General features: G+C 72.1%; 22 protein-coding genes. 7 read left to right on the top strand and 15 right to left on the bottom strand.

What is annotated here, in order from left to right; genetic code table 11:
• Positions 1 to 118: 118 nt before the first annotated feature.
• Positions 119 to 1,342: a pyridoxal phosphate-dependent aminotransferase gene (locus I5731_RS07310; RefSeq protein ID WP_197310717.1), complete on the bottom strand. Its 1,224-nt coding sequence runs from the start codon at positions 1,340 to 1,342 to the stop codon at positions 119 to 121.
• A gap of 180 nt (positions 1,343 to 1,522) precedes the next feature.
• Between I5731_RS07310 and I5731_RS07315 the strand changes: the two genes are divergently transcribed.
• The 3 genes from I5731_RS07315 (at position 1,523) to I5731_RS07325 (ending at position 4,488) form a co-directional block, all read left to right on the top strand.
• A complete protein-coding gene (locus I5731_RS07315) occupies positions 1,523 to 2,728 on the top strand; it encodes a glutamine amidotransferase-related protein (protein ID WP_197310718.1) in 1,206 nt (401 codons plus the stop codon).
• 111 nt (positions 2,729 to 2,839) lie between these two features.
• Positions 2,840 to 3,571: an SDR family oxidoreductase gene (locus tag I5731_RS07320; RefSeq protein ID WP_197310719.1), complete on the top strand. Its 732-nt coding sequence runs from the start codon at positions 2,840 to 2,842 to the stop codon at positions 3,569 to 3,571.
• A gap of 74 nt (positions 3,572 to 3,645) precedes the next feature.
• Positions 3,646 to 4,488, top strand: coding sequence for a fumarylacetoacetate hydrolase family protein (locus I5731_RS07325; protein ID WP_197310720.1), 843 nt, complete (start codon positions 3,646 to 3,648; stop codon positions 4,486 to 4,488).
• Between the two features lie 102 nt (positions 4,489 to 4,590).
• Here I5731_RS07325 and I5731_RS07330 read toward each other — a convergent pair whose 3' ends face one another.
• On the bottom strand, positions 4,591 to 5,262 hold the full coding sequence (locus I5731_RS07330) for a TerC family protein (RefSeq protein ID WP_210336263.1): 672 nt from the start codon (positions 5,260 to 5,262) through the stop codon (positions 4,591 to 4,593).
• 404 nt (positions 5,263 to 5,666) lie between these two features.
• Here I5731_RS07330 and I5731_RS07335 point away from each other — a divergent pair, with 404 nt between their 5' ends.
• The 4 genes from I5731_RS07335 to I5731_RS07350 all read left to right on the top strand — a co-directional run bounded on the left by I5731_RS07335 (position 5,667) and on the right by I5731_RS07350 (position 13,132).
• Positions 5,667 to 6,995: an NAD(P)/FAD-dependent oxidoreductase gene (locus I5731_RS07335; RefSeq protein ID WP_407941835.1), complete on the top strand. Its 1,329-nt coding sequence runs from the start codon at positions 5,667 to 5,669 to the stop codon at positions 6,993 to 6,995.
• A gap of 336 nt (positions 6,996 to 7,331) precedes the next feature.
• Positions 7,332 to 8,849 carry a DegQ family serine endoprotease gene (locus I5731_RS07340; protein ID WP_197310722.1) on the top strand — a complete coding sequence of 506 codons (1,518 nt, stop codon included), beginning with the start codon at positions 7,332 to 7,334 and terminating at the stop codon, positions 8,847 to 8,849.
• A 213-nt stretch (positions 8,850 to 9,062) separates the two neighbouring features.
• Positions 9,063 to 11,741, top strand: coding sequence for a bifunctional lysylphosphatidylglycerol flippase/synthetase MprF (gene mprF, locus I5731_RS07345; RefSeq protein ID WP_197310723.1), 2,679 nt, complete (start codon positions 9,063 to 9,065; stop codon positions 11,739 to 11,741).
• Entirely contained in the window at positions 11,738 to 13,132 is a 1,395-nt protein-coding gene (locus I5731_RS07350) for an AcvB/VirJ family lysyl-phosphatidylglycerol hydrolase (RefSeq protein WP_235981624.1), read from the top strand. Before mprF ends, I5731_RS07350 begins: the two co-directional genes overlap by 4 nt.
• A 21-nt stretch (positions 13,133 to 13,153) precedes the next feature.
• Here the strand turns inward: I5731_RS07350 and I5731_RS07355 are convergent, their stop codons facing one another.
• From I5731_RS07355 to I5731_RS07415, 13 genes are all read right to left on the bottom strand, one after another.
• On the bottom strand, positions 13,154 to 14,308 hold the full coding sequence (locus I5731_RS07355; protein ID WP_197310724.1) for a hemolysin family protein: 1,155 nt from the start codon (positions 14,306 to 14,308) through the stop codon (positions 13,154 to 13,156).
• A gap of 100 nt (positions 14,309 to 14,408) precedes the next feature.
• The gene (ybeY, locus tag I5731_RS07360) at positions 14,409 to 14,987 is read right to left on the bottom strand and encodes an rRNA maturation RNase YbeY (RefSeq protein ID WP_328838361.1); all 579 of its coding nucleotides are present in this window, start codon (positions 14,985 to 14,987) and stop codon (positions 14,409 to 14,411) included.
• Complete coding sequence (locus tag I5731_RS07365; protein WP_197310725.1) at positions 14,984 to 16,072, bottom strand: PhoH family protein; 1,089 nt, start codon at positions 16,070 to 16,072, stop codon at positions 14,984 to 14,986. Before I5731_RS07365 ends, ybeY begins: the two co-directional genes overlap by 4 nt.
• Positions 16,073 to 16,108: 36 nt before the next feature.
• Positions 16,109 to 17,557, bottom strand: coding sequence for a tRNA (N6-isopentenyl adenosine(37)-C2)-methylthiotransferase MiaB (miaB, locus tag I5731_RS07370; protein WP_328838364.1), 1,449 nt, complete (start codon positions 17,555 to 17,557; stop codon positions 16,109 to 16,111).
• Between the two features lie 120 nt (positions 17,558 to 17,677).
• The gene (locus I5731_RS07375) at positions 17,678 to 18,568 is read right to left on the bottom strand and encodes a lysophospholipid acyltransferase family protein (protein WP_328838366.1); all 891 of its coding nucleotides are present in this window, start codon (positions 18,566 to 18,568) and stop codon (positions 17,678 to 17,680) included.
• Between the two features lie 4 nt (positions 18,569 to 18,572).
• On the bottom strand, positions 18,573 to 18,971 hold the full coding sequence (locus I5731_RS07380; protein WP_235981656.1) for a Fur family transcriptional regulator: 399 nt from the start codon (positions 18,969 to 18,971) through the stop codon (positions 18,573 to 18,575).
• A 183-nt stretch (positions 18,972 to 19,154) separates the two neighbouring features.
• A complete protein-coding gene (rimI, locus tag I5731_RS07385; RefSeq protein ID WP_197310727.1) occupies positions 19,155 to 19,640 on the bottom strand; it encodes a ribosomal protein S18-alanine N-acetyltransferase in 486 nt (161 codons plus the stop codon).
• A complete protein-coding gene (gene tsaB / locus I5731_RS07390) occupies positions 19,637 to 20,326 on the bottom strand; it encodes a tRNA (adenosine(37)-N6)-threonylcarbamoyltransferase complex dimerization subunit type 1 TsaB (protein ID WP_197310728.1) in 690 nt (229 codons plus the stop codon). Before tsaB ends, rimI begins: the two co-directional genes overlap by 4 nt.
• A 100-nt stretch (positions 20,327 to 20,426) precedes the next feature.
• On the bottom strand, positions 20,427 to 20,801 hold the full coding sequence (gene crcB / locus I5731_RS07395) for a fluoride efflux transporter CrcB (protein WP_197310729.1): 375 nt from the start codon (positions 20,799 to 20,801) through the stop codon (positions 20,427 to 20,429).
• Positions 20,802 to 20,858: 57 nt separating this feature from the next.
• Positions 20,859 to 22,178, bottom strand: coding sequence for a glycosyltransferase family 4 protein (locus I5731_RS07400; protein ID WP_328838370.1), 1,320 nt, complete (start codon positions 22,176 to 22,178; stop codon positions 20,859 to 20,861).
• Positions 22,179 to 22,323: 145 nt separating this feature from the next.
• Positions 22,324 to 22,674, bottom strand: coding sequence for a hypothetical protein (locus tag I5731_RS07405; protein WP_197310730.1), 351 nt, complete (start codon positions 22,672 to 22,674; stop codon positions 22,324 to 22,326).
• Positions 22,675 to 22,715: 41 nt separating this feature from the next.
• Positions 22,716 to 24,893, bottom strand: coding sequence for a polysaccharide pyruvyl transferase family protein (locus tag I5731_RS07410; RefSeq protein WP_235981626.1), 2,178 nt, complete (start codon positions 24,891 to 24,893; stop codon positions 22,716 to 22,718).
• Positions 24,894 to 25,059: 166 nt separating this feature from the next.
• A complete protein-coding gene (locus I5731_RS07415) occupies positions 25,060 to 26,160 on the bottom strand; it encodes a polysaccharide pyruvyl transferase family protein (RefSeq protein ID WP_197310731.1) in 1,101 nt (366 codons plus the stop codon).
• Positions 26,161 to 26,165 lie beyond the last annotated feature (5 nt).

Consider the following 26,165-nt stretch of genomic DNA (forward strand, 5'->3'; position numbering starts at 1 on the left):
GACGACCCAGGGACCGGCGGTCGCGCATCCGACGCCGCACCTGGCACTGTACCAGAGGACGGCAGAGGTAACTTACAAGGGACAGGGAGGGGGCCGCCCCGGACGTAGGGCCTTGGGCTTACGCCGCCGCCGCCCGCCCGAGCCGCGCGCAGGCCACCGCGATCCGGTCCATCGCATCCGCCAGCACCGCGTCGTCCACCGCATAGGCGATCCGCAGATAGGGTGACGCCCCGAAGGCGGCGCCGTGCACGACGCCGACGTGGGCGGCGTCGAGAAAATATTCCGCGACGTCGAGATCGCTCGCCAGCACCCGGCCGGCCGGGGTGCGCCGGCCGATCAGGCCGCTGCAGTCGGCAAAGGCATAGAAGGCGCCTTCGGGCGCCGGGCAGGAGAGGCCGTCGATGCGGGCGATCGCGCGGAGCGCGATGTCGCGCCGGACAGCGAGGCGGGCGCGCCAGTCGTCCATGAAGTCGAGGCCGCCCTCCAGCGCCGCCACCGCCGCGGCCTGGCTGATCGAGGCGGCATTGGAGGTCGACTGCGACTGCAGCGTCTGCATCGCGCCGATCAGCCAGGCCGGGCCGGCGGCATAGCCGATGCGCCAGCCGGTCATCGAATAGCCCTTGGAGACGCCGTTGACGGTGAGCGTGCGCGGCCGTAGCCGCGGCTCGACGGCCGCCGGGGTCGCGAACGGCGCGTAGCCGTAGCGGACGTGCTCGTAGATGTCGTCGGCGAGCAGCAGCACGTCCGGGTGGTCGAGCAGTACGTCGGCGAGCCCACGGAGTTCCGCCTCCGAGTAGACCGCACCGGTCGGATTGTTCGGCGAGTTGAGCAGCAGCCAGCGGGTGCGCGGGCCGATCGCGGCGAGAAGTGCCGCCGGCGTCAGCTTCCAGCCGTCCTCGGCCCGGCATGGCACGATCACCGGCTCGCCTTCGGCGAGCGCCACCATGTCGGGGTAGCTCACCCAGTAGGGTGCCGGCACGATCACCTCGTCGCCGGCGGCCACCGTGGCGAGCAGGGCGTTGAAGATCAGCTGCTTGGCGCCGGCCCCGGCGATGATCTCGTCCGCGTCGTAGGCGAGGCCGTTCTCGCGGGCGAACTTCGCCGCGATCGCCGCCTTCAGCGCCGCGGTGCCGGCGACGGCGGTGTACTTGGTGTCGCCGGCCGCGATCGCCGCCACGGCGGCGGCGCAGACGTGCGGCGGGGTGGCGAAATCGAGCTCGCCCTCGCCGAGATTGACCACGGCATGGCCGGCCGCGGTGAGCGCGCGGACCTTGTCGGAAATCGCGGCGGTGGGGGACGGGCGGACGCGCCGCATGCGCGGCGCCAGGGTTTCGAGCGACATCAACGGGCCTCCTGCAATCGCCGCATTGTATCTCTTGATCACTATTATTCAATTTTGAAATCCGGATATATCCGCTGAAATTATCGGCAATTACCGACGCTGCCCGGCTTGTCCGCCCCTCTCCCGCCTCATAGAATTGTATCGTTCGTCTCCAATTCAGCCGGAAAGTGACGCCGCCGCATGGGCTTGATCCTGATTTCGCACGACCGGCCGGAACCGGCGCTCTACGGCGCCATCGCCGGGGCCGCGGCGATGCGGCTCGGGGCGCGGCTGATGCACCTGCCGGCCCGCTTCGACACGGCGCGCTACGCCGACGCCGTGCAGCATGTCACCGCCGGCGGCACGCTGGTGCCGAGCGGCCTCGTCTGGGGCGAGCGCCTCGGCGGGGCGCCGACCGAAGCGCCGTCGTCGCCCGCTGAGATCGCCGCGGCGGCGGCGACCGGAATGGTGCTGCTGCCAATCAATCCCGGCGTCGATCCTGACGCGATCGTTGCGGCCGCCGGCGGCGGCAGCGTCAGGCGGCTCGCCGTCGTCGAGGAGCACGGCGCCTTCCTGCTGATCGACGAAGCCGGCGCGCTCGACACCCGCGCCGGGCGCTGGCGCCGCGACCGGCTCGGCCGGCTGGACGCGGCCGATCTCGCGGCGGACGGCAGCACGGCGCCGGCGCTGGTGATCGCCCTCGTCGGCACCGAGGACGACCATCGCAACGTCTATCCGGCGGCGCTGACGTCGCTCGCCGACGCGGCCGAGGCGGCGGGCTTCCGGCTGGAGCCGGTGTTCCTGCCGCCGCAGGCGCTCGACGCCGCCGGCATGCGGGCGGCGCTGACGGCGGCCGACGGCGTATTGCTGCCGGGAGGCGCCGACATGGCGAACGTCGCCGGCCAGATCGCCGCCGCCCACGCGGCGCTCGACCTCGGCGTGCCGGCGGTCGGGCTCTGCCTCGGCATGCAGACGATGACGACGGCGGTGGCGCAGCGCGCGCTCGGCGCCGCCAGCGCCAATCTCGCCGAGGCCGATCCCGACGCCCCGGTGAAGACCTTCGTGCCGATCGCTGCGGACGGCACCGTGCACCGGCTCGGCGACCGGACGATCCGCACCGAGCCCGGCACGCGGCTCAGCCGGTTGCTCGGCCCGGAGGCGACGATCCGCTGCAACCACCGCTACCGGCTGGCGCCGGACCTCGAGGCGCCGCTCGCCGCCGCGGGCCTGCGGGTCGCGGCGCGCGGCGAAGGCGGCACCATCATCGACGCGGTCGAACTCACGGGCGACGTCTTCTACGCCGGCATGCAGGGACACCCGGAACTCTCCTCGCGCCGCGGCGCCCCGCATCCGCTGCTCGCCGCCTTCATCGCCGCCTGCACCGCGCACCGCGCCGACCAGGCGTAGGCCGACCGGCGGTGCCCCGGCGTTACCCCCTCCCCACCGGCGAAAATTGCTTTATAACGACAAAAGACAGATCGGGCGGCGCAGCGACCGCCCGCGAGGACGGGGATGGAGATGGCCGGGCAGCTCGAGGGCAAGGTGGCGGTGATCACCGCGGCGGCGCAGGGGATCGGGCGGGCCAGTGCGCTGGCGCTCGTCGCCGCCGGGGCCCGGGTGATCGCGACGGACGTCAACGCGGATGCCCTCGCCACCTTCGCGGACCCGCGCATCGACGCCCGCCGGCTCGACGTGCTGGACGGCGCGGCCGTGGACGCCTTCTTCGCCGCCGCCGGCCCGGTCGACATCCTGTTCAACTGCGCCGGCGTGGTGCATTCGGGCAGCATCCTAGAGGCGAGCGACCAGGATCTCGACTTTGCCTTCGACCTCAACGTCAAGGCGATGGTGCGCACGATCCGGGCGGTGCTGCCGGGCATGCTGGCGCGCGGCGACGGCTCGATCATCAACATGTCGTCGGTCGCCTCCAGCGTGAAGGGCGTGCCGAACCGCTTCGCCTATTCGACGACCAAGGCGGCGGTGATCGGCCTCACCCGCTCGGTGGCGGCCGATTTCGTGGCCAGGGGCATCCGCTGCAACGCGATCTGCCCCGGCACGGTGGATTCGCCGTCGCTGCAGCAGCGGCTGCGCGCACAGGGCGACTACGAGGCGGCGCGCGCCGCCTTCGTCGCGCGCCAGCCGATCGGCCGCATCGGCCAGCCCGAGGAGATCGCCGACCTCGTCGTGCATCTCGCCGGCGCGACCTATACCACCGGCAGCATCAGCGTCATCGACGGCGGCTGGACCGCCTGACCCCCGCCGTTTCGGCTTCGCCGGCGCTCCGGCAAAGCTCGCCCGACTTCGCGTCGGCCATTCGAGGAGTTCCCATGAAACTGTTGCGCTACGGCCCCGCGGGCCAGGAAAAGCCCGGCCTGCTCGATGCGGACGGCCGCATCCGCGACCTCTCCGGCGTCGTCGCCGACATCGCCGGCGCCGCGATCGGCCCCGAGGGGCTGGCGAAACTCGCCGCGCTCGACGCTGCCGGCCTGCCGCTCGTCGAGGGCACGCCGCGGCTCGGCCCCTGCGTCGCCGGCACCGGCAAGTTCATCTGCATCGGCCTCAACTATTCCGACCACGCCGCCGAGACCGGCGCCAAGGTACCGCCCGAGCCGATCATCTTCATGAAGGCGACCTCGGCCATCGTCGGCCCGGACGACGCCGTCGAAATCCCGCGCGGCTCGGTGAAGACCGACTGGGAGGTCGAGCTCGGCGTCGTGATCGGCAAGACCGCAAAGTACGTCAGCGAGGCCGAGGCGCTCGATTACGTCGCCGGCTACTGCGTCATCGACGACGTCTCCGAGCGCGCCTTCCAGGTCGAGCGCCAGGGCCAGTGGACCAAGGGCAAATCCTGCGACACCTTCGGGCCGACCGGTCCGTGGCTGGTGACGAAGGACGAGGTCGCCGATCCGCAGAACCTCAAGATGTGGCTGAAGGTCAACGACGAGACCATGCAGAATGGCAGCACCGCCACCATGGTCTACGGCGTCGCCTATCTCGTCTCGTACCTGTCGCAGTTCATGAGCCTGCATCCGGGCGACATCATCTCGACCGGCACGCCGCCGGGCGTCGGCCTCGGCATGAAGCCGCCGCGCTATCTGAAGGCCGGCGACGTGGTCACGCTCGGCATCGAGGGCCTCGGCACCCAGCGCCAGGAGGTGGTGCAGGGCTGAGCGGCCAAGCCGCCATCCGGCACCCACCACCTTGTCCCGAAACGCAAAAGGGGCGCGGCCTGCCGGCCGCGCCCCTTCGCTGTTTCGGCAGAAGTCCGCCCGTCAGCCGGCGCCGGTGATCAGCGGCGACACCTCGACGAAGCCGCGGTAGATCATGTCGACCGAGACATAGAGGATGACGGCGAGGCCGACATAGGCGATCCAGCGGTGCTTGTTGAGCAGCCGGGCGATGAACGAGGCGGCGAGGCCCATCAGCGCGATCGACAGCACGAGGCCGATCACCAGCACGGTCGGATGGTCGCGGGCGGCGCCGGCGACGGCCAGCACGTTGTCGAGCGACATCGAGACGTCGGCAATCACGATCTGCCAGGCGGCCTGGGCGAAGCTCTTGCGCGGCACCCCCTTGGCGATGGTGCCGTCGTGGTTGAGGTCGGCGTCGGCGAGAGCCTCTTCCGCGGCATGCTCCTCGGCGTGCGAGGTGCGCAGCTCGCGCCACATCTTCCACGACACCCAGAGCAGCAGCACGCCGCCGGCGAGCAGCAGGCCGACGATCTGCAGCAGCTGCGTGGTGACGGCGGCAAAGCCGATGCGCATCACGGTGGCGGCGATGATGCCGATCAGGATCGCCTTCGCCCGCTGCTCCTTCGGCAGGCCGGCGGCGGCGAGGCCGATGACGATGGCGTTGTCGCCGGCGAGGACGAGGTCGATCGCGATCACCTGCATCAGCGCGGTGAGCGCTTCGGGTGTCATGAGTTCAGCTATGATGTCGTTCATGCGCAGCCAATCCCTTGCGGTGCGGATCGGCTCGCCCGGAGACCCGGCGCCGGCTGTGGCCGGGCACGCGAGGGGACGTTTGCAGAGGTCGACAGGGGACAGGACCTGCGGCCGGGCCGATCGTGGTACACCCAGTCCGACATCGCAGCGCGTGGCGCTGCCAGAGGGGCCCGGCCTGGTCGCGCCAAAATGCACAACGGCCGACCGGTTGCAAGCGCGCGGGCGCGGCAGCGCGATTTCAATCGATTTGACCCACCGGCCGCCCGACGTCCCCGACGAGATACCGCAGTGACAATTCGGCTCGCCCGACCGATGCTCCGGCTTCAGACGAAAGTCGAATCGGAAGGATCGCGCGGGGGCGGCCGGCAGGCCGACGCGACAGGCCGGTTCCAGACGGGAGATGCATCTTGGCGCGACAGGAAGACGAGACGCTGCACCACATCGTGGTCGTGGGCGGCGGCGCGGGCGGGCTCGAGCTCGTGACCCGGCTCGGCGACAGGCTCGGCAAGACCGGCAAGGCGCGGGTGACGCTGATCGACGGCTCGCGCACCCATCTCTGGAAGCCGCTGCTGCACGAGGTCGCCGCCGGTTCGATGGACGAGGACCGCCACGAGCTCGACTATCTCGCGCATTCGCACTGGCACGGCTACCGCTACCGCTACGGCCGCATGATCGGCCTCGACCGCACGACCAAGCAGGTGCACCTCGGCCCGACCTTCGACGAGGACGGGCTCGAGATCACGCCGCCGCGCTCGTTCTCCTACGACACGCTGGTGATCGCCATCGGCTCGACCACCAACGATTTCGGCACCCCCGGCGCGAAGGACTTCGCCGTGGCGCTGGAGACGCCGGAGCAGGCGGCGCTGTTCAACCGGCGCATCGTCAACGCCTGCTACCGCGCGCACACGCAGAAGGAGCCGATCCGGCACGGCCAGCTGCACGTCGCGATCATCGGCGCCGGCGCCACCGGCACCGAGCTCTCGGCCGAGCTGCACCACACCACCCGCGCGGTGGTCGAATACGGCCTCGACAAGATCGACCCGGACAAGGACCTGCGCATCACGCTGATCGAGGCCGGGCCGCGCATCCTGCCCGCGCTGCCCGAGCGGCTGTCGACTGCGACGGCCGGGCTGCTCGCCGAGCTCGGCGTCGTGGTGCGCACCGGCGCCAAGGTGACCGAGGTGACCGCCGAGGGCGTCAAGCTCGCCGACGGCGGCTTCATCGAGAGCGGCCTCGTGATCTGGGCGGCCGGCGTCAAGGCCCCGGACGTGCTGAAGGATCTCGGCGGGCTGGAGACGACGCGCAGCAACCAGCTCGTGGTGCTGCCGACGCTGCAGACGACGCGCGACCCTGATATCTTCGCGCTCGGCGACTGCGCCGCCTGCCCGCTGCCCGGCGGCGGCTTCGTGCCGCCGCGCGCCCAGGCCGCGCACCAGCAGGCGAGCCACGTCTACGCGCAGATCCGGCGCAGGCTGAAGAGCCAGCCGCTGAAGCCCTTCGTCTACAAGGACTTCGGCTCGCTGGTCTCGCTCGGCCACTATACGACGGTCGGCAGCCTGATGGGCTTCATCGCCGGCAAGTCGATGTTCTTCGAGGGGATGTTCGCGCGGCTGATGTACCGCTCCCTCTACAAGATGCACCAGGTGGCGCTGCACGGCTACGGCAAGGTCATCCTCGGCACCCTCGCCCGCCTGATCATGCGCCGGACAGAACCGCGGGTGAAGCTGCACTGAGGGGAAACCGGTTGCGGGCGGCACCGGCGAGCGCTCTCGTCGTGAGAGAGCGGGGCGAGCGTCTTCGGTTCCCGGGCACACCCCCTCCCCGGTCATGACCCCGGGCTGATCATCGAGCCCGGCGATGACGGCATGGAGGGCGAGGAAAGAGCCGCTTTTCCTTCGCCGCCATGCGGCAGCCCATGACGCCGCCCTCCCCCGCCCTTCGCCCCCGCTCCCCAACATTGGCAAAAATCAATCTTCCGTCGATCGCCGTGAAATCCCCGGACCCGCATTCTCCGCTCCAAGCCCCGCGAAGGGGCGCCGGATTTTGAGAGAACCAAGGAGTTCCGAGCGATGCAGGACCGCACCTCTTCCCCGAAGGCCGCCGCGGGCAAGCGCGGCCGGGTCGTGGCCGTTGCCGCGGCGCTGATGCTGTCGGCGGCGATCGTCGCCCCCAGCGCGCTGCCGCTGATGACGAGCCCGGCCGAGGCCGCCATCCCCGGCATGGACTTCTCCGCGCTGGCGGAGAGCGTGCTGCCGGCGGTGGTCAACATCTCCACCACCCAGAAGGTCGAGCAGACCAATTTCGTCGCACCCGACCTGCCGCAGGGCACGCCGTTCGACGAGTTCTTCCGCCAGTTCCGCGAGCGCCAGGGCCAGCGCTTCGGCCGTGACGGCGAGCGGCCGAACGAGGCGCCGACCCGCCGCGGCATGCCGCAGACGGCGCTCGGCTCCGGTTTCATCATCGATCCGGCCGGCTACATCGTCACCAACAACCACGTCGTCGGCGACGCCAGCGACATCAAGGTGATCCTGCAGGACGGGCGCGAACTGGTCGCCACCCTTGTCGGCACCGACGAGAAGACCGACCTCGCCCTGCTCAAGGTCGAGAGCGACACGCCGCTGCCGCACGTCACCTTCGCGAAAGCCGATGCGATCAAGGTCGGCAAGCCGGTGATGGCGGTCGGCAACCCGTTCGGCCTCGGCGGCACGGTGACTGCCGGCATCGTCTCGGCCCGCGGCCGCGACATCCACTCCGGCCCGTTCGACGACTACATCCAGACCGATGCGGCGATCAACAAGGGCAACTCCGGCGGCCCGCTGTTCGACATGGACGGCAACGTCGTCGGCGTGAACACGGCGATCTACTCGCCGACCGGCGGCTCGGTCGGCATCGGCTTCGCGATCCCCGCGACGCTGGTCGAACCGGTGATCGCGGCGATCCGCGAGCACGGCTCGGTCGAGCGCGGCTGGCTCGGTGTCGCCATCCAGCCGCTCACCGACGAGCTCGCCGAGAGCCTCGGCCTCCCCGGCACCGAGGGGGCGCTGGTCGCCAACGTCACCGCGGACAGCCCGGCGGCGAAGGCCGGCATCGAGCCGGGTGACGTCGTCACCGCCGTCTCCGGCCAGCCGGTGAAGGCGTTCCGCGACCTCGCCCGCCTGGTCGCGGCCGTGCCGCCGGGCTCGGACGCGACGCTCGACGTCGTGCGTGGCGGCGAGAGCCGCAGCATCGAGGTCGCGGTCGGCCTCAGCCCGGCCACCGAGGTCGCCGCCGCCGAAGAGCCGCAGGCGGCGCGCGAGTCCTACGGCCTCGCGCTCGGCCCGGTGACGCCGGAGGTACGCGAGGAACTCGGCCTCGCCGCCGGCAAGACCGGCGCCGTGGTGATGAACGTCGCCCCGGACAGCGTGGCGGCCGAGCAGGGCATCCAGCCGGGCGACCTCATCGTCAAGGTCGGCCGCGACCCCGTCACCGGCCCGCAGGACGCGGTGAAGGCGCTCGATGCCGCCAAGGGCCAGAAGCGGCCGGTGCTGGTGCAGGTCGAGCGCGACGGCAACGCCCGCTTCCTCGCCCTGACCGCCAAGGCCGCCTGACGGCCCGGCCATCCCGACCGATGATCCCGGGGGCGCCCGCGCCCCCGGCCGCTGCTTTCCCCTTTCGGCCGCCCGGCACCCTGCCCCCCACGGTGAACCGGCCGGCCGGACCGACCGCCCCCCGCGCATCCCCCCGCGCCGGGGGGCGGTCTTCACGTCCCGATCCCCGCCGCCGCCGGCCCGCGGGCAGATCCTTCCGGCGAGACCGCCATCATGACCATCGCCTCGCCCCGCCTGCCGGCCGGCTTTGCCGCGCCCGGCGCGGCGCCCGATCCGACCCCCGATCCGGGCCCCGATCCAGCCCCCGATCCGGCCGCTGCGAGCGTGCCGCGGCGCAGCCTGCGCCGGCTGGTGCCGCCGCTCGCCGGCCTCGCCCTCGCGGTCCTCGCGGTCGTGGTGCTGGAGCGCCACGTCACGGCGATCTCGCTCGGGGACGTCAGCGCCGCGCTCGCCGCGATCCCGGCCTCCGCGCTGTTGCTCGCGGTGCTCGCCACCGCCGTCAGCTTCCTCGCCCTCGGCGCCTACGACGTCGTCGCCGTCCGCTCCGTGGCGGGCGACCGGGTCGACGCCCGCGTCGCGATGGCCGCCGGCAGCATGGGCTACGCCGTCTCCAACGCGCTCGGCTTTCCGCTGCTCACCGGCGGCGCGCTGCGCTGGCGCATCTACGCTGCCGAGGGGCTGGGCGCGGGCGACATCGCCGCCGTGGTGGCGCTGTCGTGGTTCGCGCTGATGGCCGGCGTCGTCGCCCTCGTCTCGCTCGCCCTCGTCGCCGATCCCGCCGGCATCCGGCTCTGGCCGTGGCACGACGTGCGGATCGAGGTCGCCGCCGGCGGCGCCGGCCTCGCGCTGCTCGCCGCGGCGGTGACCTGGCTCGCTACCGGCGCGCGGCGGCTCACCGTCGGCCGGGTCGACCTCGCGCTGCCCTCGGGGCGCGCCGCGCTCGCCTATCTCGCCGCCGGCCTCGTCGATCTCGCCGCGGCCGCCGCCGCCCTCTGGGTGCTGCTGCCCACCGGCAGCCAGGGCAGCCTCGCGGGCTTTGCCTTCACCTATGTCGCGGCGATCGTGCTCGGCATCGCCAGCCATGCGCCGGGCGGCCTCGGCGTGTTCGAGGCGACCATGGTGGCCGGCCTCGGCCTCGGCGACCGGCCCGAAGCGCTCGCCGGCCTCGTCGCCTACCGCCTTATCTACACCGTGCTGCCGCTCGGCCTCGCCGCCCTCGGCCTCGCCGTGATCGAACTCCGCCGCAGCCGGGCCGGGCGGCTCGCCGGCGCCCTCCACCGCGCCGTGGCGCCCGCGGTGCCGCCGGCGGCGGCGGCGCTGGTGTTCGGCGGCGGCATCGTGCTGCTCGCCTCGGGAGCCACCCCCGGCGCGCCCGACCGGCTCGATACGCTGGCCGACCTCTTGCCGCTGCCCTTCGTCGAGACCTCGCACCTCGCCGCCAGCCTCGTCGGCCTCGCCCTGCTCGTCGTCGCCCGCGGCCTCTACCGGCGCCTGCGCCGGGCCTACAGCGTCGCCGTGGTGCTGCTCGTCGCCGGCGCCGCCTTCTCGCTGGCGAAGGGGCTCGACTGGGAGGAGGCGAGCGTGCTCGCCGTCACCGCGCTGCTGATCGCGAGCTTCCGCGACGCCTTCTACCGCGCGCCGCTGCCGGGCGGCGGCGGCCTGCGCCTGCTCAGCCCGCACTGGCTCGGCATGGTCGCGGCGACGCTCGCCGCCGCCACCTGGCTCGGCTTCTTCGCCTATCGCGAGGTCGCCTACCAGCACGCGCTCTGGTGGGAATTCGCCTTCGGCAGCGACGCACCGCGCTTCCTTCGGGCGAGCGTCGCCTGCGCCGCGCTGCTCGCCGCCCTCGGCCTCGACATGGTGCTCGGCCGCCGCGCCGCCGGCCGGCCGGACCCGATCACGCCGGAGATCGAGCAGATCGCGGCGGCCGCGCCGAACGCCGGGGCCGCGCTCGCCTTCACCGGCGACAAGCGCTTCCTCGTCGATGCCGGCGGCGCCGGCTTCGTGATGTATGCGGCGAGCGGCGGCAGCCTCGTCGCGCTCGGCGGTCCGGTCACGGCGGGCGAGGACCCCGCCGATCCGGCGGCGGTGCGGCTCGACTGGGCATTCCGCGAACGCGCCGACCAGGCCGGGCTGCGCTGCGTCTTCTACGGCGTCGAGGCGGCGGCGCTGCCGCGCTATCTCGAGATGGGCCTTCAGGCGCTGAAGCTCGGCGAAGTCGCCCGGGTCGATCTCGCCGGCTTCGGCCTCGAGGGATCGGCGCGGCAGGAACTGCGCTACGCCGACCGGCGCGCCGACAAGGAAGGTCTCGTCTTCCGCATCCTGCCCAAGGCCGAGGTCGCCGCCGTGCTGCCGCGGCTGAAGGCTGTCTCGGATGCCTGGCTCGTGGAAAAATCCGGCGCCGAGAAGCGGTTTTCGCTCGGGCGCTTCGATGGCGATTATCTCCGTCGCTTCGACTGCGCGGTGCTGGAGAAGGACGGCGAGATCGTCGCCTTTGCCAATCTCTGGCGCGGCGCCGGGCGGCACGAGATCGCCGTCGACCTGATGCGCTACCTGCCGGGTGTCTCGAAGATCATGATGGACGCGCTGTTCGTGAAGCTGCTGCTCCACGCCAAAGCCGAAGGCTACCGCTGGTTCAACCTCGGCGCCGCGCCGTTCGCGGGCCTTGCCCGCCACCGCCTCGCGGCGCGCTGGAGCCGCCTCGGGGCGCTGCTCTACCGCCGTGGCGGCGACCTCTACCATTTCGAGGGCCTGCGCGCCTTCAAGGCGAAGTTCGGCCCGGTCTGGACCCCGCACTACCTCGTCTGCCCGGCCGGCTTCGACCAGGCGCAGGCGCTGATCGATGTCGGCCGCCTGATCAACGGCAGCCCGCTGGAGATGCTCCGCCGATGATGAAGCCCCTTCTCCGCCGCACCGTGTTCGCGGTGGTCGGCGCCGCCGCCCTGCTCGGCTTCGCCGGCCGCATGCTGCCGCACGGTATTTTCGCGCCGCATCCGGCCGCCGTGGCGCGGGCCGATACCACGATCGAGGCCGAGGGTGTCGCCGCCGCGCTGGAGGCGCCGGACGGCACCGTGCGCGGCCTCGCGATCCTCGTCTCCGACGCCGGTGGCCTCACACCGGCCGATGCCGTGCTCGCCGCCGACCTCACCGGCCGCGGCCTCGCCGTCGCCGCCGTCGATCTCTCCGCCTGGCGCCGGCAGCTCGACACCGGCGACGGCGACTGCGTCTACCTCGGCTCCGCCCTCGAGGGCCTCGCCAAGGCGGCCGCGCGCACGCTGGCGCTCGACAACTACTTCCATCCGGTGGTGATCGGCCGCGGCGAGGGCGGGCTGGCCGCCTATGCGGCGGTGGCCGACGCCCCGGCGGCGACGCTCGCCGGCGCGGTGGTGATCGACCCCGCCCGCCAGTTGCACACCGCCCGGCCGGTCTGCGCCGGGGCGCCCGCCACGCGGTCGCCGACCGGTGGCTATGCCTATGGCCCCGCCGACCGGCTGCCCGAACCGGTCCGCCTGCTGCTGCCCGCCGATACGGCGCAGCCGCTCGGCGGGGCGCTCGCCGGCCGGGCCGGGGTGACGGCGGCGACCGTCGCGGGCGATGCGGCCCGGCTGGCGGCGGCGGCGGATGCCGCGGCGGCGCTGGCGCGGGGCGACGCCGCGGCGGCGGCCCTGCCGGCCATCGACCTGCCGGCCACCGGCACGCCGACGGCGCTTGCGGTGTTCTTTTCGGGCGACGGCGGCTGGCGCGACCTCGACAAGACCATCGGCGAGGCGCTCGCCGCGCGCGGCGTCCATGTCGTCGGCGTCGATTCGCTGCGCTACTTCTGGTCGGCGCGCAGCCCCGAGGAGATGGCGGACGACATCACGGCGCTGGTCGCCCGGGCCGATCCGACCGGACGGCTACCCGTTGCGCTGCTCGGCTATTCCTTCGGCGCCAACACGCTGCCCTTCGCCTATGCCGCCCTGCCGCCGGCGCTCGGCGAGCGCGCCAAGCTCGTCGCGCTGCTGGCGCCCGAGGCAACGACGCGGTTCCAGGTCTCGGTGGCGGGCTGGCTCGGGCTCGGCGGCGATCACGCCGTCGGCCCGGCGATCGCGGCACTGCCGGCCGCGCACACGGTGTGCATCTACGGCGCGGAGGAGCAGGGCACGGCCTGCACGCTGCCCGAACTCCGCCAGACGCCGAAGCTCGAACTCGGCGGCGGCCATCATTTCGATGGAAACTATGCGGCGATCGCCGACCGCATCCTGGGCTGGATCGACGGCACGCAGCCGCTGCCGTCGATCTGAGGGAGTGTGCCGGCGGCGCCGTCAGGAGACGGCGCGGTCGCCCCCGCCGAGCCGCTGGGCGCGCGCCGTGGCGGGCACCTCGGTCGCCTCGTCGGCCGGCGGCCGGTAGACGATGCGCAGGCGCTTGATGCGGCGCGGATCGGCGTCGAGCACTTCGAACTCGTAGCCCGAGTGGTGCGGCAGGGAGATCACCTGGCCGGCGGCCGGGATATGGCCGAGCACGTTGACGAGCAGGCCGCCGAGCGTCTCGATGTCGTCGCCGTAGTCGGAAACGTCGAAGTCGCGCCCGATCGCCGCGACCACGTCCTCGACGGTGGCGCGGGCGTCGGCGAGGAACACGCCGGGCTCGGCCTCGACGATCGTCGGTCCCTCGAACTCGTCGTGCTCGTCGTCGATCTCGCCGACGATGGTCTCGACGATGTCCTCGATCGAGACGAGGCCGTCGACGCCGCCGTACTCGTCGATGACCAGCGCGATCTGGATGTGGGAGCTCTGCATCTGGGAGAGCAATTCGGTCGCCGGCATCGACGGCGGCACGAACAGCAGCTGGCGCACGAGGCCGGTCGCCTCCAGCGGCTGCGACAGGTCGACCGCGCCGATATCGAGCGCCGCGACCACGGTTTCGGCGCTGGCGTCGGCGACGCCCGCCGTACCGGCGGGCAGGTCCGCCGCCACGGGCAGCTTGGCCTGGTCGGTGATGTAGGCCATCAGGTCCTTGATGTGGACCATGCCGATCGGCTCGTCGAGCGTCTCGCGATAGACCGGGGTGCGGGAATGGCCGGAGCGCTCGAAATGCAGCAGCAGCCCGGCGAGGGTGACGTCGACGTCGACCGCGTCGATGTCGGCGCGCGGCACCATCACGTCCTCGACGCGGGTCTCGCGCAGGTGCAGGATGTTGCGCAACATCGCCCGTTCTTCGGGCGTGAACGCCGCGTCGAGGGCGTCGTCGCGGGAGAGCTCGGTCTCGAGGTTCTCCCTGAGCGTGGCGCTCGGCTTCAGGCCGATCATCTCGCGCAGCCGCTCGATCCAGCTGCCGGAGGGCGCCACCTCCTCGCGCTCGCGGCGGTGATCCCTGTCCGCCTCGAGCAATCGTTCGGCCTCGTGGGCCGCCGTTCGGGTCGCGATCGCCGCCGTGGCGGAGATCGCGCTCATACTCTGTGCGTCCGGTTCGCTCATGGTCCCCTGGTCCGTAGCCCCGTCTGGTGCGACACGCCATCGTGCCGCAATGGTGTCCGGGCCCCCGCGTGGTGCGGCGGGCCGAACACCGATCTCAATGTCAGTCGCCCGGCGAACCCGCCCTGACGGGCTCGCTGCCCGCATAGGGGTCCGCGATGCCGAGCCCGCCGAGGATCGCCGTTTCCAGCGCCTCCATCGTCTCGGCCTCGTCCTCCTCGCCATGATCATGGCCGAAGAGGTGCAGCAATCCGTGGACGAGCATATGGGCGAGATGATGCTCGATTGAAAGCCCGGCCTCGTCCGCCTCGCGCGTCACGGTCTCGCGCGCGACGATGATGTCGCCGAGCAGCGGGCCGACCACGGCCTCGTCCGGCTCGTGCATCGGGAACGACAGCACGTTGGTCGCCTTGTCGATGCCGCGGTGGTCGCGGTTGAGCGCGCGGATCGCGGCGTCGTCGGTGAGCACGACGGCGACCTCGGTGCCCGGCAGGATCTCGACCTCGGCCTCCATCGTCGCCGCGACCGCCGCCGCGGCGCGGTCGGCGAGCGCCTGCAGCGCCGCCGGGTCACCCCAGGCCTCGTCCTCGACGATCAGGTCGACGACGAGGCCGAGCCCTTCGGGCCCGTCCTCGCTGTCGTCGTCCGCCACTGCGACCGGCGTCGGTGCGGCGTTGCTCACAGCGCCGGCTCCCGGCTGCCCGCGGCACCGTCGTCGGCGAGCGCCTCCGGCGCCATCACCCGCGGCGTGCGGGCGCGCACCACTTCGCGCGCGGCGAGGCGCTCGCGGCTGTCGGCGTCGTAGGCGGTGACGATGCGCCCGACCAGCTCGTGGCGGACGACGTCGCTCTCGGAGAAGCGCACCTGCACGATGCCCGGCACGTCCTTCAGGATGCGCGTCGATTCGACGAGGCCGGAGACCTGGCCCTGCGGCAGGTCGACCTGGGTCGGGTCGCCGGTGACGAACATCTTCGAGCCGTCGCCGAGACGGGTGAGGAACATCTTCATCTGCACGGCGGTGGTGTTCTGCGCCTCGTCGAGGATGATCGCGGCGTTCTGCAGCGTGCGGCCGCGCATGAAGGCGAGTGGCGCGACCTCGATCGCGCCCGACGCGAGGCCGCGCTCGACCTTCTCCGGCGGCATCATGTCGTGCAGCGCGTCGTAGAGCGGACGCAGGTACGGGTCGATCTTCTCACGCATGTCGCCGGGCAGGAAGCCGAGCCGCTCGCCGGCCTCCACCGCGGGGCGCGACAGGATCAGCTTGGCGACCTCGCCGCGCTCGAGCAGGGCGGCGGCATAGGCGACGGCGAGATAGGTCTTGCCGGTGCCGGCCGGGCCGATGCCGAACACCAGCGAGGCGCGGTCCATGGCGCGGATGTAGGCGTCCTGCGCGGGGTTGCGCGCCATGATGGTTTTGCGCCGCGTCGAGATCTGCGCCAGCTTCAGCCGCGTCTTCGGCTCCAGCGTCGGCAGCGGCAGCTGGGCGCCGACCGCGTTCGCCATGCGGATCGCGCCCTCGACGTCGCCGCCCTGCACGTCGCCGCCCGCCTGCAGCCGGGCATAGAGCGCCTCGAGCACGTCGCGGGCGCGCGCGCAGGCGTCGTGCGGGCCGCGGATCGTCACCTGGTTGCCGCGCGCCACCGCCTCGACGCCGAGCTGCTGCTCGATCAGGGCGAGGTTCTGGTCGAACTGGCCGTAGAGGTGGCCAATCAGGCGGTTGTCGTCGAAAGCCAGCACCACATGCGTCATGTCAGAGGCGTAACTCATCTCGTCTCCAGGTCCCGCAGGTCGGCGAGGGAGCCGTCAAGACGCTCCTCCGGCGGCCAGAGCAATTGAGGGTGAGGGTACGTTCCGGGTGGTGTCGGCGGCGGGAAGCGGGCTGCGTCCGGCCGGGACGGCGTCCGGGGCGGCGGCGAGCCGGCCCCTGAGGGAATTGGGCCCGACGCCGGTCACGAGGACGCGGACGATCGAGCCGATGAGCGCGGCGGGGGCATCGGCCACCACCGACTGGAGATAGGGCGAGCGGCCGATCAGCTGGCCGGGTTCGCGGCCGGGCTTCTCGAACAGGACGTCGAGCGTGCGGCCGACGAGGCTCGCGGCAAAGGCCTGCTGCTGCGCCGTGACGAGCGCCTGCAGCCGTCCGAGCCGCTCGGCCTTGACGGCCTCGTCGACCTGGCCGCCGAGCGTCGCCGCCGGCGTGCCGGGGCGGGGCGAATACTTGAACGAATAGGCGGCGGCGAAGCCGACCTCCTCGATCAGCGACAGCGTCGCCGCGAAATCCGCCTCGGTCTCGCCGGGGAAGCCGACGATGAAGTCGCTGGTGAGCGCGATGTCGGGCCGCGCGGCGCGGATCTTCTCGACGAGGCGCAGGTAGTCGTCCCGCGTATGCCGCCGGTTCATCGCCGCGAGAATCCGGTCGGAGCCCGACTGCACCGGGAGATGCAGGTAGGGCATCACCTCGTGGAGCTCGCGGTGGGCGGCGAGCAGCGCGTCGTCCATGTCGCGCGGGTGGCTGGTCGTATAGCGCAGCCGGTCGATACCGGGGATTTCGGCGAGCCGGGCGAGCAGGTCGCCGAGGCCGGTCGGCGTCCCGTCTGACCCGAGCCCGTGGTAGCCGTTGACGTTCTGGCCGAGCAGCGTCACCTCGCGCACGCCGGCGGCGGCGAGGCGGCGGGCTTCGTCGATGATCTGGTCGACCGGGCGCGACACCTCGGCGCCGCGCGTATAGGGCACGACGCAGAAGGTGCAGAACTTGTCGCAGCCTTCCTGCACGGTGAGGAAGGCGGTGACGCCGCGCGCGCGCGTTGCGGCAGAGGTCGCCGCCGGCAGGTGGTCGAACTTGTCCTCGGCCGGGAAATCGGTCTCAACGACGTTGCCGCTGCGCGCCCTGGCGATCAGGTCGGGCAGGCGGTGATAGGACTGCGGGCCGAACACCATGTCGACCACCGGCGCGCGGCGGACGATTTCCTGGCCCTCGGCCTGCGCCACGCAGCCGGCGACGCCGATCAGCGTCTCGCGGCCGGCGAGCGCCCGCTCTTCCTTCATCACGCGGATGCGGCCGAGCTCGGAATAGACCTTTTCGGCCGCCTTCTCGCGGATATGGCAGGTGTTGAGAATCACGAGGTCCGCGTCTTCGGGCCGATCGGTCGCGACATAGCCCATCGGGGTCAGCGCATCCGTCATACGCTCGCTGTCGTAGACGTTCATCTGGCACCCGTAGGTCTTGATGTAGACTTGCTTTTCGGCCGTCACGTGTGCGGTGCTCTCTCCTGGCTTCCCGTCGTCCGCCGCCTCATTGGCGCGGGATCCGCGGGGTGCCGCCGATCCGATGCCGACGCGGGCGGTGCGCGGTCTCGTCGTCCAGTTCAGGTTTTATCCTGTTTCGCCGACCTTGAGAATAGCGCCGCCGGCCTCTCTCCCGTCCTCAGCGCCGCGCGCCGCGCCACTGGCCGGCCGGGCCGGCGCGCCGGCGCCGCGCAGCGTGGCGGCGAGCATCCGCCGGACCGCCGCCTCCGCCGCCCGCGTCGCCGCCTTGCGGTCGTCGCCGGGCCCGAGCGCGATCGGTGTACCGAACACGACGGTGACGTCGAAGGTTCCCTCGGCGAGCATCGCGAGCAGGTGGGGAGCGAGGTCCATGTCGCCGGTCCAGGAGACCCGCGTCCGGCTCAGCCGGTCGAGCGGCAGGCCGTGCTCGGCGGTATAGACGACCGCGACCGGCTGGATCAGCGCGGCCGCGCCGCCGGCACCCGCCTCCACCGCCCGCCCCGCCGCGCCGACCAGCGCCGAGCGGAACGGCAGCACCGAGGCGCCGTCGCCGGAGGTGCCTTCGGCGAACAGCACGATCACGTCGCCGGCGGCGAGGCGGGCGGCGATCTCGCTCGCCTGCGCGCCGGTGCGGGTGCGCCGGTCGCGCTCGACGAACACCGTGCGCTGCAGCCGGGCGAGCAGGCTGACCACCGGCCAGCCGGCGACTTCGGATTTCGCGACGAAGCTCACCGGCAGCGCCGCGCCGAGCACGACGATGTCGAGCCAGGAGACGTGGTTGGAGAGGAGCAGCAGCGGCCGCCCCGCCGCCGGCGCGCCCTCGCAGGCGATGCGCAGGCCGATCAGGCGGGCGGCGCCGCGGTGCCAAAGGTGCGGCAGGCGGGCGGCGCGCGGCGAGCGGCTGCGGATCGCCAGCCACTGCAGCGGCAGCAGCACGGCCGTCATGCCGGCGAGCGCGCCGATCTTCAGCCCGGCGACGAGCCGCGCGGAAAGGCGCACGGCGTCAGTCCGCCGCGCCGTCGTCGGGAGCGGGTTTCGGCAGCGGCACGGCGTAGAGCTCGAGCCGGTGGTCGACCAGCCGGTAGCCGAGCCGGCGGGCGATCAGTTCCTGCAGCGCCTCGATCTCCTCGCTGCGGAACTCGACGACGGCGCCGCTCCGAAGGTCGATCAGGTGGTCGTGGTGCGCTTCGGGCACCGGCTCGTAGCGGGCGCGGCCGTCGCGGAAATCATGGCGGGCGATGATGCCGGCGTCCTCGAACAGCTTCACCGTGCGATAGACCGTGGAGATCGAGATGCGGTCGTCGATCGCCGACGAGCGGCGGTAGACCTCCTCGACGTCGGGATGGTCGCTCGCCGCGTCCAGCACGCGCGCGATCACCCGGCGCTGCTCGGTCATCCGCATGCCCTTGGCGACGCACTGGTCCTCGAGCGCGAGGCTGCTTTCCGCGTCAGGCGCGCCGGCGTCGAAATGGCTGTCGAAATCGGCGTCGTCGGACATGGCGCCTCGGCTGGCCGGCCGACCCGGTACGGGTGGCGGGGCTGGTCGGAAAACCCGGCGCGGGCGGCGCCCGGCGGCTGCGGCGCTCTAGCCGATGTCCGCCCGCATGACAAGGGCGGCGGCCGAGCCGCCTTCCGGCCGAGCATAATAGTTTCCGCGCCGCCCGGCCACGGTGAAGCCGAGCCGGCGGTAGAGCGCCAGCGCCGCCTGGTTGCCTTCGTCGACCTCGAGGAACAGCGCCTTGACGCGGTCGGCGTAGAGCCGGCGCATCGCCTCGTCCATCACCAGCCGGCCGATGCCGCGGCGGCGGTGCGCCGGCGCGACGGCGAGGGTGAGCACCTCGGCCTCGTCACCGGCGGCGCGCACGATGACGAAGCCGACCGGCCGGCGCGAGCCGAACAGCGAGCCGCGGCGGCCGACGATGGCGATGGTGCGACGGTCGGCGAGCAGCGCCTCGATCTCGGCCGGGCTCCAGCCGCGGTGGAAGGCGCCGGCGTGGATCTCGGCGAGGTCGTCGGCATCGCCGAGGTGGGCGGTGTCGATGATGACGGGGAAGGGATCGAGCCAGTTCATGACGCCGCCTCCACGGCGAAGAGGTGTGCCATCCGCCCGGCCTGGGGCTTGGCGTCGGGCGCCCGGAGATAGAGCGGCGCCGGCGGTCGGACAGCGGGCGCGCGCGCCGCGGCGATCGCCGCCACCTTGCGAATGTCCGGCCCGGCCAGCGGCTCGAGCGGCGGCAGCCGCCGTCCGGCGACGGTGGCGGCATGGGCGAGCAGCGGCGCGCCGCTGCCGATGACGAGGCCGCAGTCGTGCGGCACGCGGTCGAGCGCCGCCGCGACGTCGGCGGCGAAGGGGGCCACCGCTTCGGCGCCGCGGTCGTAGACGGCGGCGTAGACCTCGCCCTTGCGCGCGTCGATCGCCGCAAACACCGGCCCGGACGGCCGCTCGGCCGCGGAGGCAGCGAGCGCCTCCAGCGTATCGACGCCGATCACCGGGCGCCCCAGCGCCAGCGCGAAGCCGCGCGCGGCGGCGAGGCCGATGCGGATGCCGGTGAACGAGCCCGGGCCGATCGTGACGGCGATGCGGTCGGCGTCCTCCAGCTTCGCCCCGTCCTCGGCGAGCACCGCTTCCACCATCGCGAACAGCCGTTCGGCATGGCCGCGCGCCAGCGGTTCGCTCAGCGCCGGGCCACGGCCGGTGGCGGTGACGAAGGCGACCGAGCAGAGGTCGAGGGCGGTGTCGATGGCGAGGATGCGCATGGCACCGGGATAACGGCCCGGCCGCCGGCTGTCGACTGGCAACCGCGTCGCGCCGGCCCGCCGTGGCCGCGGACCCGCACAGTTGGTGCAGGGACCGAAATCAGAGCACGTGGCGCGCGAGGAAGAGGCCGAGGAACAGCGCGCCGATCGACAGCACCACGGAGAGGACGGCATAGGCGAGCGCCTGCACCGGCTCGCCGCGTTCGGCGAGCACCGCGACGTCGAGCGAGAAGGCCGAGAAGGTGGTGAAGCCGCCGAGGATGCCTGTGGTGAGGAAGAGCCGCAGCCCCTGCGGCGCCCCGGCCTTCAGCGCGAAGAGCCCGGCGATCAGGCCCATGGCGAGCGAGCCGAGCACGTTGACCGCGAAGGTGCCGACGGGCAGCGCGCCGCCGAAGGCGCGCAGCGCCAGGAGGTTGACGCCGTGGCGCGCCATGCCGCCGAGGCCGGCGCCGAGGAACACGTAGAGAAAGGCCACGCGGGTCGCTCCGGTCGCGGGGCGCGGGCGGAGCGCGGACGCCCGGCCCGCGTTCCGTCAGAACAGCTTTTCGTAGAGCGCCTGCAGGCGCTCGCGGTAGCGCTCGGAGGAGAACAGCGCCGCCTGGCGCTTGCCCTTTTCCGACAGGCTGGCGCGGAGTTCGGCGTTGCTGTCCATCTCGCGGATCGCTTCGGCGAGCGCTCGGGTGTCGTAGGGATCGACCATCAGCGCGGCGTCGCCGGCGACCTCGGGCGTCGAGCCCTCCGTCGAGGTGATCACCGGCGTGCCGAGGTGCATCGCCTCCAGCACCGGCAGGCCGAAGCCTTCGTAGAGCGAGGGGAAGCAGACTGCCTTGGCGCCGCGGATCGCGCTGACCAGCAGCGGGAACGGCGCGTATTCGAAGCGCCGGATGCGGTCGCGCGTGAAGACGAAATTGTCGATCTGCTCGAGGTAGCGGTTGGTGGAATCGTTGATCAGACGCAGTTCCTGCTCCGACTTCCACGCCTGCGCGCCGATGATGACGAGCGGCGCCTCGATCCGGCTGGCGAGATAGGCCTCGATCAGGCGACCGATGTTCTTCTTCGGCTCGATCGAGCCGAAGAACAGGAAGTAGCCCTTGTACTCGAGCCCGAGCGTGCCCTCGACCTCGCGGCGGACCACTTCTTCCGGCTTGTTGGCGTATTTCGCCGGGATGTCGACCGCCTGGTAGGTGTTGGTGACCTTCTCCTCCGGGCAGCCGAGCATCTCGATGATGTCGCGCCGCGAGGTTTCGGACACCGTGACGATGTGGTCGGAAGATTTCACGATGCGCCGCATCAGGTTGAGGTAGCGGCGCTTGTTGTCGAGGGTCGTATAGGGCAGGCGCAGCGGCACGAGGTCGTGCATCGTGTAGATGTTCTTCGCGCCCTTCACGGTGAGGGGCAGCGGATAGGTCCAGTGCATGATGTCCGGCGTGTCGAGGCCGAGCACCTTGTTGAAGCGGCCGAACAGGTCGAACTGCACCAGCGCGCGGCCGAACAGGTTCGGCGCGTTCCAGATCTGGTCGTAGGCCGGCATGCGCGAGGCGAACGGCTTGGTGATGACCTTGCCGGTGATCGGGATCTTGCCGGCCTTGATGCCGACCGGCGAGGTCATGATCTGCCGCGCATGGCGCAGGTAGAGCAGCCATTTCGGCGGCGTGCCGGCGTAGGGATCGAAGAAGGCGATCTCGCGCATCAGCTGGTTGACGCCGGGCGAGGCGCGGGTGCCGTAGAGGATGTCGGTCTTGTAGCCGAGCTTCTTGCACTCGTAGCTGAGGTTGCGGGCGTACGTCGCGACACCTGTCCCTTTTTCGAGGTTCAGGTTGTACCCGTCGATCATGATCGTCTTCTGAGTCACGACTGCTCCTTCAGGTTCCTCGATGAGGTCGCCGGCGCGCGGTACGCTGCACGCCGCGCCGGCCACCCGGAGGATTGATCAACTCGAACATGCCCGATCCCGTCGCGGCTGAGAACCAGCCCCGTGCCGAAGTCTCGGCAATGGTTCACGGCTGCGCCGGGGCCGGGGCAGGTGCCGCAGGCGGGGCGACCGGCTCCGGTGCGGCGGGCGCCCCTGCAGGCTCCGTGCCGACCGCGCCGCCGAGCGTGGCGCGCAGGCTGGCGCGGTTGGCGTCGCCGAGCAGGCTCCAGACGATGCCCACCACGAAGCCGAGCACCACGAGCCCCGCCGTCACCCGCTGCAGGATGCCGAAGAGGGCGAGCACCGTCGGCAGGATCGCGATCAGCAGCGCATGCTGCACCCCCGCCTCGAGCAGCCAGGCGGCGACGAAGGTGAGGCCGCTGAGCACGATCGCCTTGGCGACGCGCAGGATGATGTCGAAGGTTCCGTCTTCCATGCGGCTCTCTCTTTACGACTCTTGTTCTTCTCGTCGGCCGGTCAGAACGGGATGCGGCCGACGATCTCTTCCGGCAGAGGCCAGTCGGCGCCGTCGGCAGGCACGGCGAGCGGCAGCGGGAAGGCGGCGATCAGCGGGGCGGGGTCGTAGCTCAGCGGCTTCCACTCGGCGTCGATGTAGGCGATCAGCGCCGCCCAGTCGGAGGGCTGGCCGCGGTCCTGCCGGAAGGTCAGCACGCTGTCGGCGCCGGCGCCTGCATAGAAATCGCGCATGCGGTGGTCGATGCGGCTCGACGGGTCGTCGACGGCGGGGCGCGCCGGGCCGCCGGCGAACGGTGCGAACCAGGCGCAGGGGATGCCGTAGGTCTCCGAGATCACCAGCCCGTGCAGACTGGTCGAGAGGATGCGCTGGCAGGAGACGATCTCGCGCACCTTCTCGCGCATCGCCTCCGGCGTCGGCTCGCACCAGGTGTTGATCAGCTTGATGCGGCCGGCGAACTCGGCCGGGATTTCGTAGCGCTTGAAGGCGGCGAGCACCGCCGCCTCGGGCGTCGGCGCATCGTATTCGGAGATGTGCAGGATGACGCCGAGCTCGTGCGTCTTCGGCTCGTCCCGGAACGGCCAGATCCGCGGCAGCACCCAGACCGGATCGCCGTAGACCGCCGGCGCCTTGATGCCTTCGGCGCGCAGCACCTCGGCCGTCTTCGGGCCGCGGGTGGCGTGCACGGTGAAGCTGGTCTCGGGCGGCTTCACGTAGCGGCCGAGCTGGTTGTCGACCGTGTTGCGCGTCGCGTCGAGGCCGGTGCCCCAGAAATGCAGGATGCCGCGGCGCTGGGCGTGGCCGATGGTGCCGACGGCGACGATGCGCTCGATCGGCTGGTCGAAGCCCGCCCGGCGCACCGGCAGCCCGGCCATGGTGGCGACGACGAGGGCGCTCAGCGCGTCGCCGAGGTTGGCGTAGGGATGTTCGGAGGTGGTGGCGACCCAGGAGACCGGCAGCGACGGCGCCGTGCCCGGCGCGGCGCGCATCAGCCGCGACTTCAGCCGCTGCTTCGGGTCCGGCGGCACAATGGTGCGCGGCGGCAGGCCCTTGGTCTCGAGCTTGTCGAGCCGGCGCAGCTCGGCGACGTCGTGCTTCAGCTGCAGTTCGGTCAGCACCGGATTGTCCCAGATCGTGCCGCCCTCGGGGGCGGTGAGCGGATCGAGGTCGATCGGGAACGCCTCGACGAGCGCGTCCTCGTCCAGCGTCTTCGGCTCCCAGGTCCGGTCGATCGCCGCCATCACGTCGGCCCAGTCGGTGCGCTCGCCGCGCGGCTGCGAATAGCCGGCGAGCTTGGGCTGGGCGAGGCCGCGGTAGAGATCGACGATGCGCAGGTCGGTCGGGCCGTCCGGGTCGAGGCTGATGTCGGCGAGGCCGCGCGGCATGCCGCCGGAGCCCGGCGAGAAATAGAGGCAGGGAATCCCGTAGCTCTCGGCGATCACCATGCCGTGCAGGCTGGTCGAGACGATCCGCTCGCAGGCGAGGATCTCGTCGACCTTGTCCTTCAGCGAGACGACGCCGAGCGGCGTCACCGTCGTGATGAGGTGGACGTCGCCCTCGAACTCGGCCGGCACGTCGAAGCGGATCATGTTCGGCCGCGGCACGGCGGTATAGGTGCGGTCGTTGAGCTCGGAGAGGTGCAGGATGACGCCGAGCTTCCACTTCTTCGGCACGCTCGGCCGGTAGACCCGCGGCAGCAGCCAGACCGGATCGCCGTAGACGCCGCTGCCGGGGTTGCCGGCGCCGTTGAGCAGGCGCTCCGACACCGGGCCGCGCGTCGCCTCGACGATGAACGAGCCGTCGCCGGGCGCGATGAACGGCTCGCGCTGGTCCATCGGCGCGGAGGGATTGCGGTGCGCCGAGCAGCCGGTGCCCCAGAACCAGACCTCGCCGTTTGCAAAACCGTGGCCGATGGTGCCGACGGCGGCGAGGCGCAGCGCCTGCGAATTGGTCGGCACGCGGCGGATCGGCCGGCCGGCGAGCAGCGCCACCATCACCGGGGAGAGCGCGTCGCCGAAGTTGAGATAGTCCATTTCCAGCGTCGAGCCGGCCCAGCCGAGCGGGATCACCCCGGTCTCGCGCACATGCTCGGCGAGCGAGCCGGCGCGCGGCCCGCCCTTCGCGAAAGCCGGCGCGGCGGGGGCGGTCGTCTCGGGGGCACCGTTCTCGGTCAGGCTCATCGGCTGGTCCTTCTCGTCTCGCCCGGCGCCGGGCCGGGCGCTGCGCCCGCCTGCCGCCGTAACCGGCGGGGCCTGGCGGCCGCGGGCTTTCGTCGGACATACACCGCCTTGCCCCTGCGAGGCGAGCCCCCACAGGGCCGGCCGGGGTGGGCCGGGCGGCAGAGGGTTACCGCGACAGCAGCGTGCGGAGCAGGCTGCGCTTGCGGCGCGGCGCCTCGGGCGCGCCTTCGGCGGCCACCGGCGCGCGCTTCGGCCCGTGGCCGTAGGGCAGGTCGCGGATCAGCGGCAGGTCGAACACGGTGCCGCCGGCCGGCGCCGTCACGGGCGCGAGCGGCAGCGGCGAGCGCTCGGCGAGCGGATCGGCGTCGAACGGCGTCGGCTCCCAGGCCCGGTCGATCGCGCCCATCAGCGCCGCCCAGTCGGTATGGCTGCGGCGCGGCTGGGAATAGGCCGGGATCGCCGTGCGGCCGAGGCCGCGGTAGAGGTCGGTGATGCGCAGGTCGAGCGTGCCGTCCGGGTCGAGCTCGATCGTGGTCAGGCCGTCGTTGCGGCCGCGCGGCGAAAAATAGAGGCAAGGAATGCCGTAGCTCTCGGCGAACACCATGCCGTGCAGGCTGGTGGAGACGAGGCGGCGGCAGGAGAGGATTTCGTCGAGCTTGCCGCGCATCGCCGCGGCGCTGACGTCGGTGATCGTGTTGATCAGCCGCACGCTGCCCTCGAACTCCGGCGGCACCACGTAGCGCAGGTGCTCGGGCCGCACCGACACGGTCTTCTCGCGGTTGGTGAGGTCGGCGAGGTGCACGATGACGCCGAGGTCCCACTTCTTCTCGGTCGGCGCCGGGTAGAAGCGCGGCAGCAGCCAGACCGGATCGCCGTAGACCGGCGCGCCGACGGCGTTCTCCTCGCCGAGCAGCTGGCGGCCGATCGGGCCGCGGGTGGCGTGGACGCGGAAGCGCGTGCTCGGCGTCGGATGGAACGGGATGCGCTTCTGGCCGACCGCGATCGGGTTGCGCCAGCGCGACGAGCCGGTGCCCCAGACATGCACCTCGCCGCCCTCGAAGCTGTGCGCGATGGTGCCGACCGCCGCCATGCGCGGCTTCGACGACTTGTGCCCGACGTGGCGGACGTCGCGGCCCGACAGCAGCGCCACCATGACGGGGCTCAGCGCATCGCCGAGGTTGACGTAGGTGTTGCTGCTGTCCGCGGCGACCCACGAGAGCGGGACATGGCCGGCGTCGTCGGCGATACGCGTGAAGGTCTGGTCCATATCGA

Origin of the sequence: Methylobrevis albus (genome assembly GCF_015904235.1) — a bacterium.
Classification (GTDB): domain Bacteria; phylum Pseudomonadota; class Alphaproteobacteria; order Rhizobiales; family Pleomorphomonadaceae; genus Methylobrevis_A; species Methylobrevis_A albus.

Excerpts from the sequence above, each read along its gene's own strand:
- I5731_RS07380 (WP_235981656.1), bottom strand. The coding sequence starts at position 18,971 with ATGCGGATGACCGAGCAGCGCCGGGTGATCGCGCGCGTGCTGGACGCG.
- I5731_RS07410 (WP_235981626.1), bottom strand. The coding sequence starts at position 24,893 with ATGAGCCTGACCGAGAACGGTGCCCCCGAGACGACCGCCCCCGCCGCG.
- I5731_RS07415 (WP_197310731.1), bottom strand. The coding sequence starts at position 26,160 with ATGGACCAGACCTTCACGCGTATCGCCGACGACGCCGGCCATGTCCCG.
- mprF (WP_197310723.1), top strand. The coding sequence starts at position 9,063 with ATGACCATCGCCTCGCCCCGCCTGCCGGCCGGCTTTGCCGCGCCCGGC.
- tsaB (WP_197310728.1), bottom strand. The coding sequence starts at position 20,326 with ATGCGCATCCTCGCCATCGACACCGCCCTCGACCTCTGCTCGGTCGCC.
- I5731_RS07330 (WP_210336263.1), bottom strand. The coding sequence starts at position 5,262 with ATGAACGACATCATAGCTGAACTCATGACACCCGAAGCGCTCACCGCG.
- I5731_RS07405 (WP_197310730.1), bottom strand. The coding sequence starts at position 22,674 with ATGGAAGACGGAACCTTCGACATCATCCTGCGCGTCGCCAAGGCGATC.
- I5731_RS07310 (WP_197310717.1), bottom strand. The coding sequence starts at position 1,342 with ATGTCGCTCGAAACCCTGGCGCCGCGCATGCGGCGCGTCCGCCCGTCC.
- I5731_RS07320 (WP_197310719.1), top strand. The coding sequence starts at position 2,840 with ATGGCCGGGCAGCTCGAGGGCAAGGTGGCGGTGATCACCGCGGCGGCG.
- I5731_RS07355 (WP_197310724.1), bottom strand. The coding sequence starts at position 14,308 with ATGAGCGAACCGGACGCACAGAGTATGAGCGCGATCTCCGCCACGGCG.
- I5731_RS07350 (WP_235981624.1), top strand. The coding sequence starts at position 11,738 with ATGATGAAGCCCCTTCTCCGCCGCACCGTGTTCGCGGTGGTCGGCGCC.
- I5731_RS07340 (WP_197310722.1), top strand. The coding sequence starts at position 7,332 with ATGCAGGACCGCACCTCTTCCCCGAAGGCCGCCGCGGGCAAGCGCGGC.
- rimI (WP_197310727.1), bottom strand. The coding sequence starts at position 19,640 with ATGAACTGGCTCGATCCCTTCCCCGTCATCATCGACACCGCCCACCTC.
- I5731_RS07325 (WP_197310720.1), top strand. The coding sequence starts at position 3,646 with ATGAAACTGTTGCGCTACGGCCCCGCGGGCCAGGAAAAGCCCGGCCTG.
- I5731_RS07365 (WP_197310725.1), bottom strand. The coding sequence starts at position 16,072 with ATGAGTTACGCCTCTGACATGACGCATGTGGTGCTGGCTTTCGACGAC.
- I5731_RS07315 (WP_197310718.1), top strand. The coding sequence starts at position 1,523 with ATGGGCTTGATCCTGATTTCGCACGACCGGCCGGAACCGGCGCTCTAC.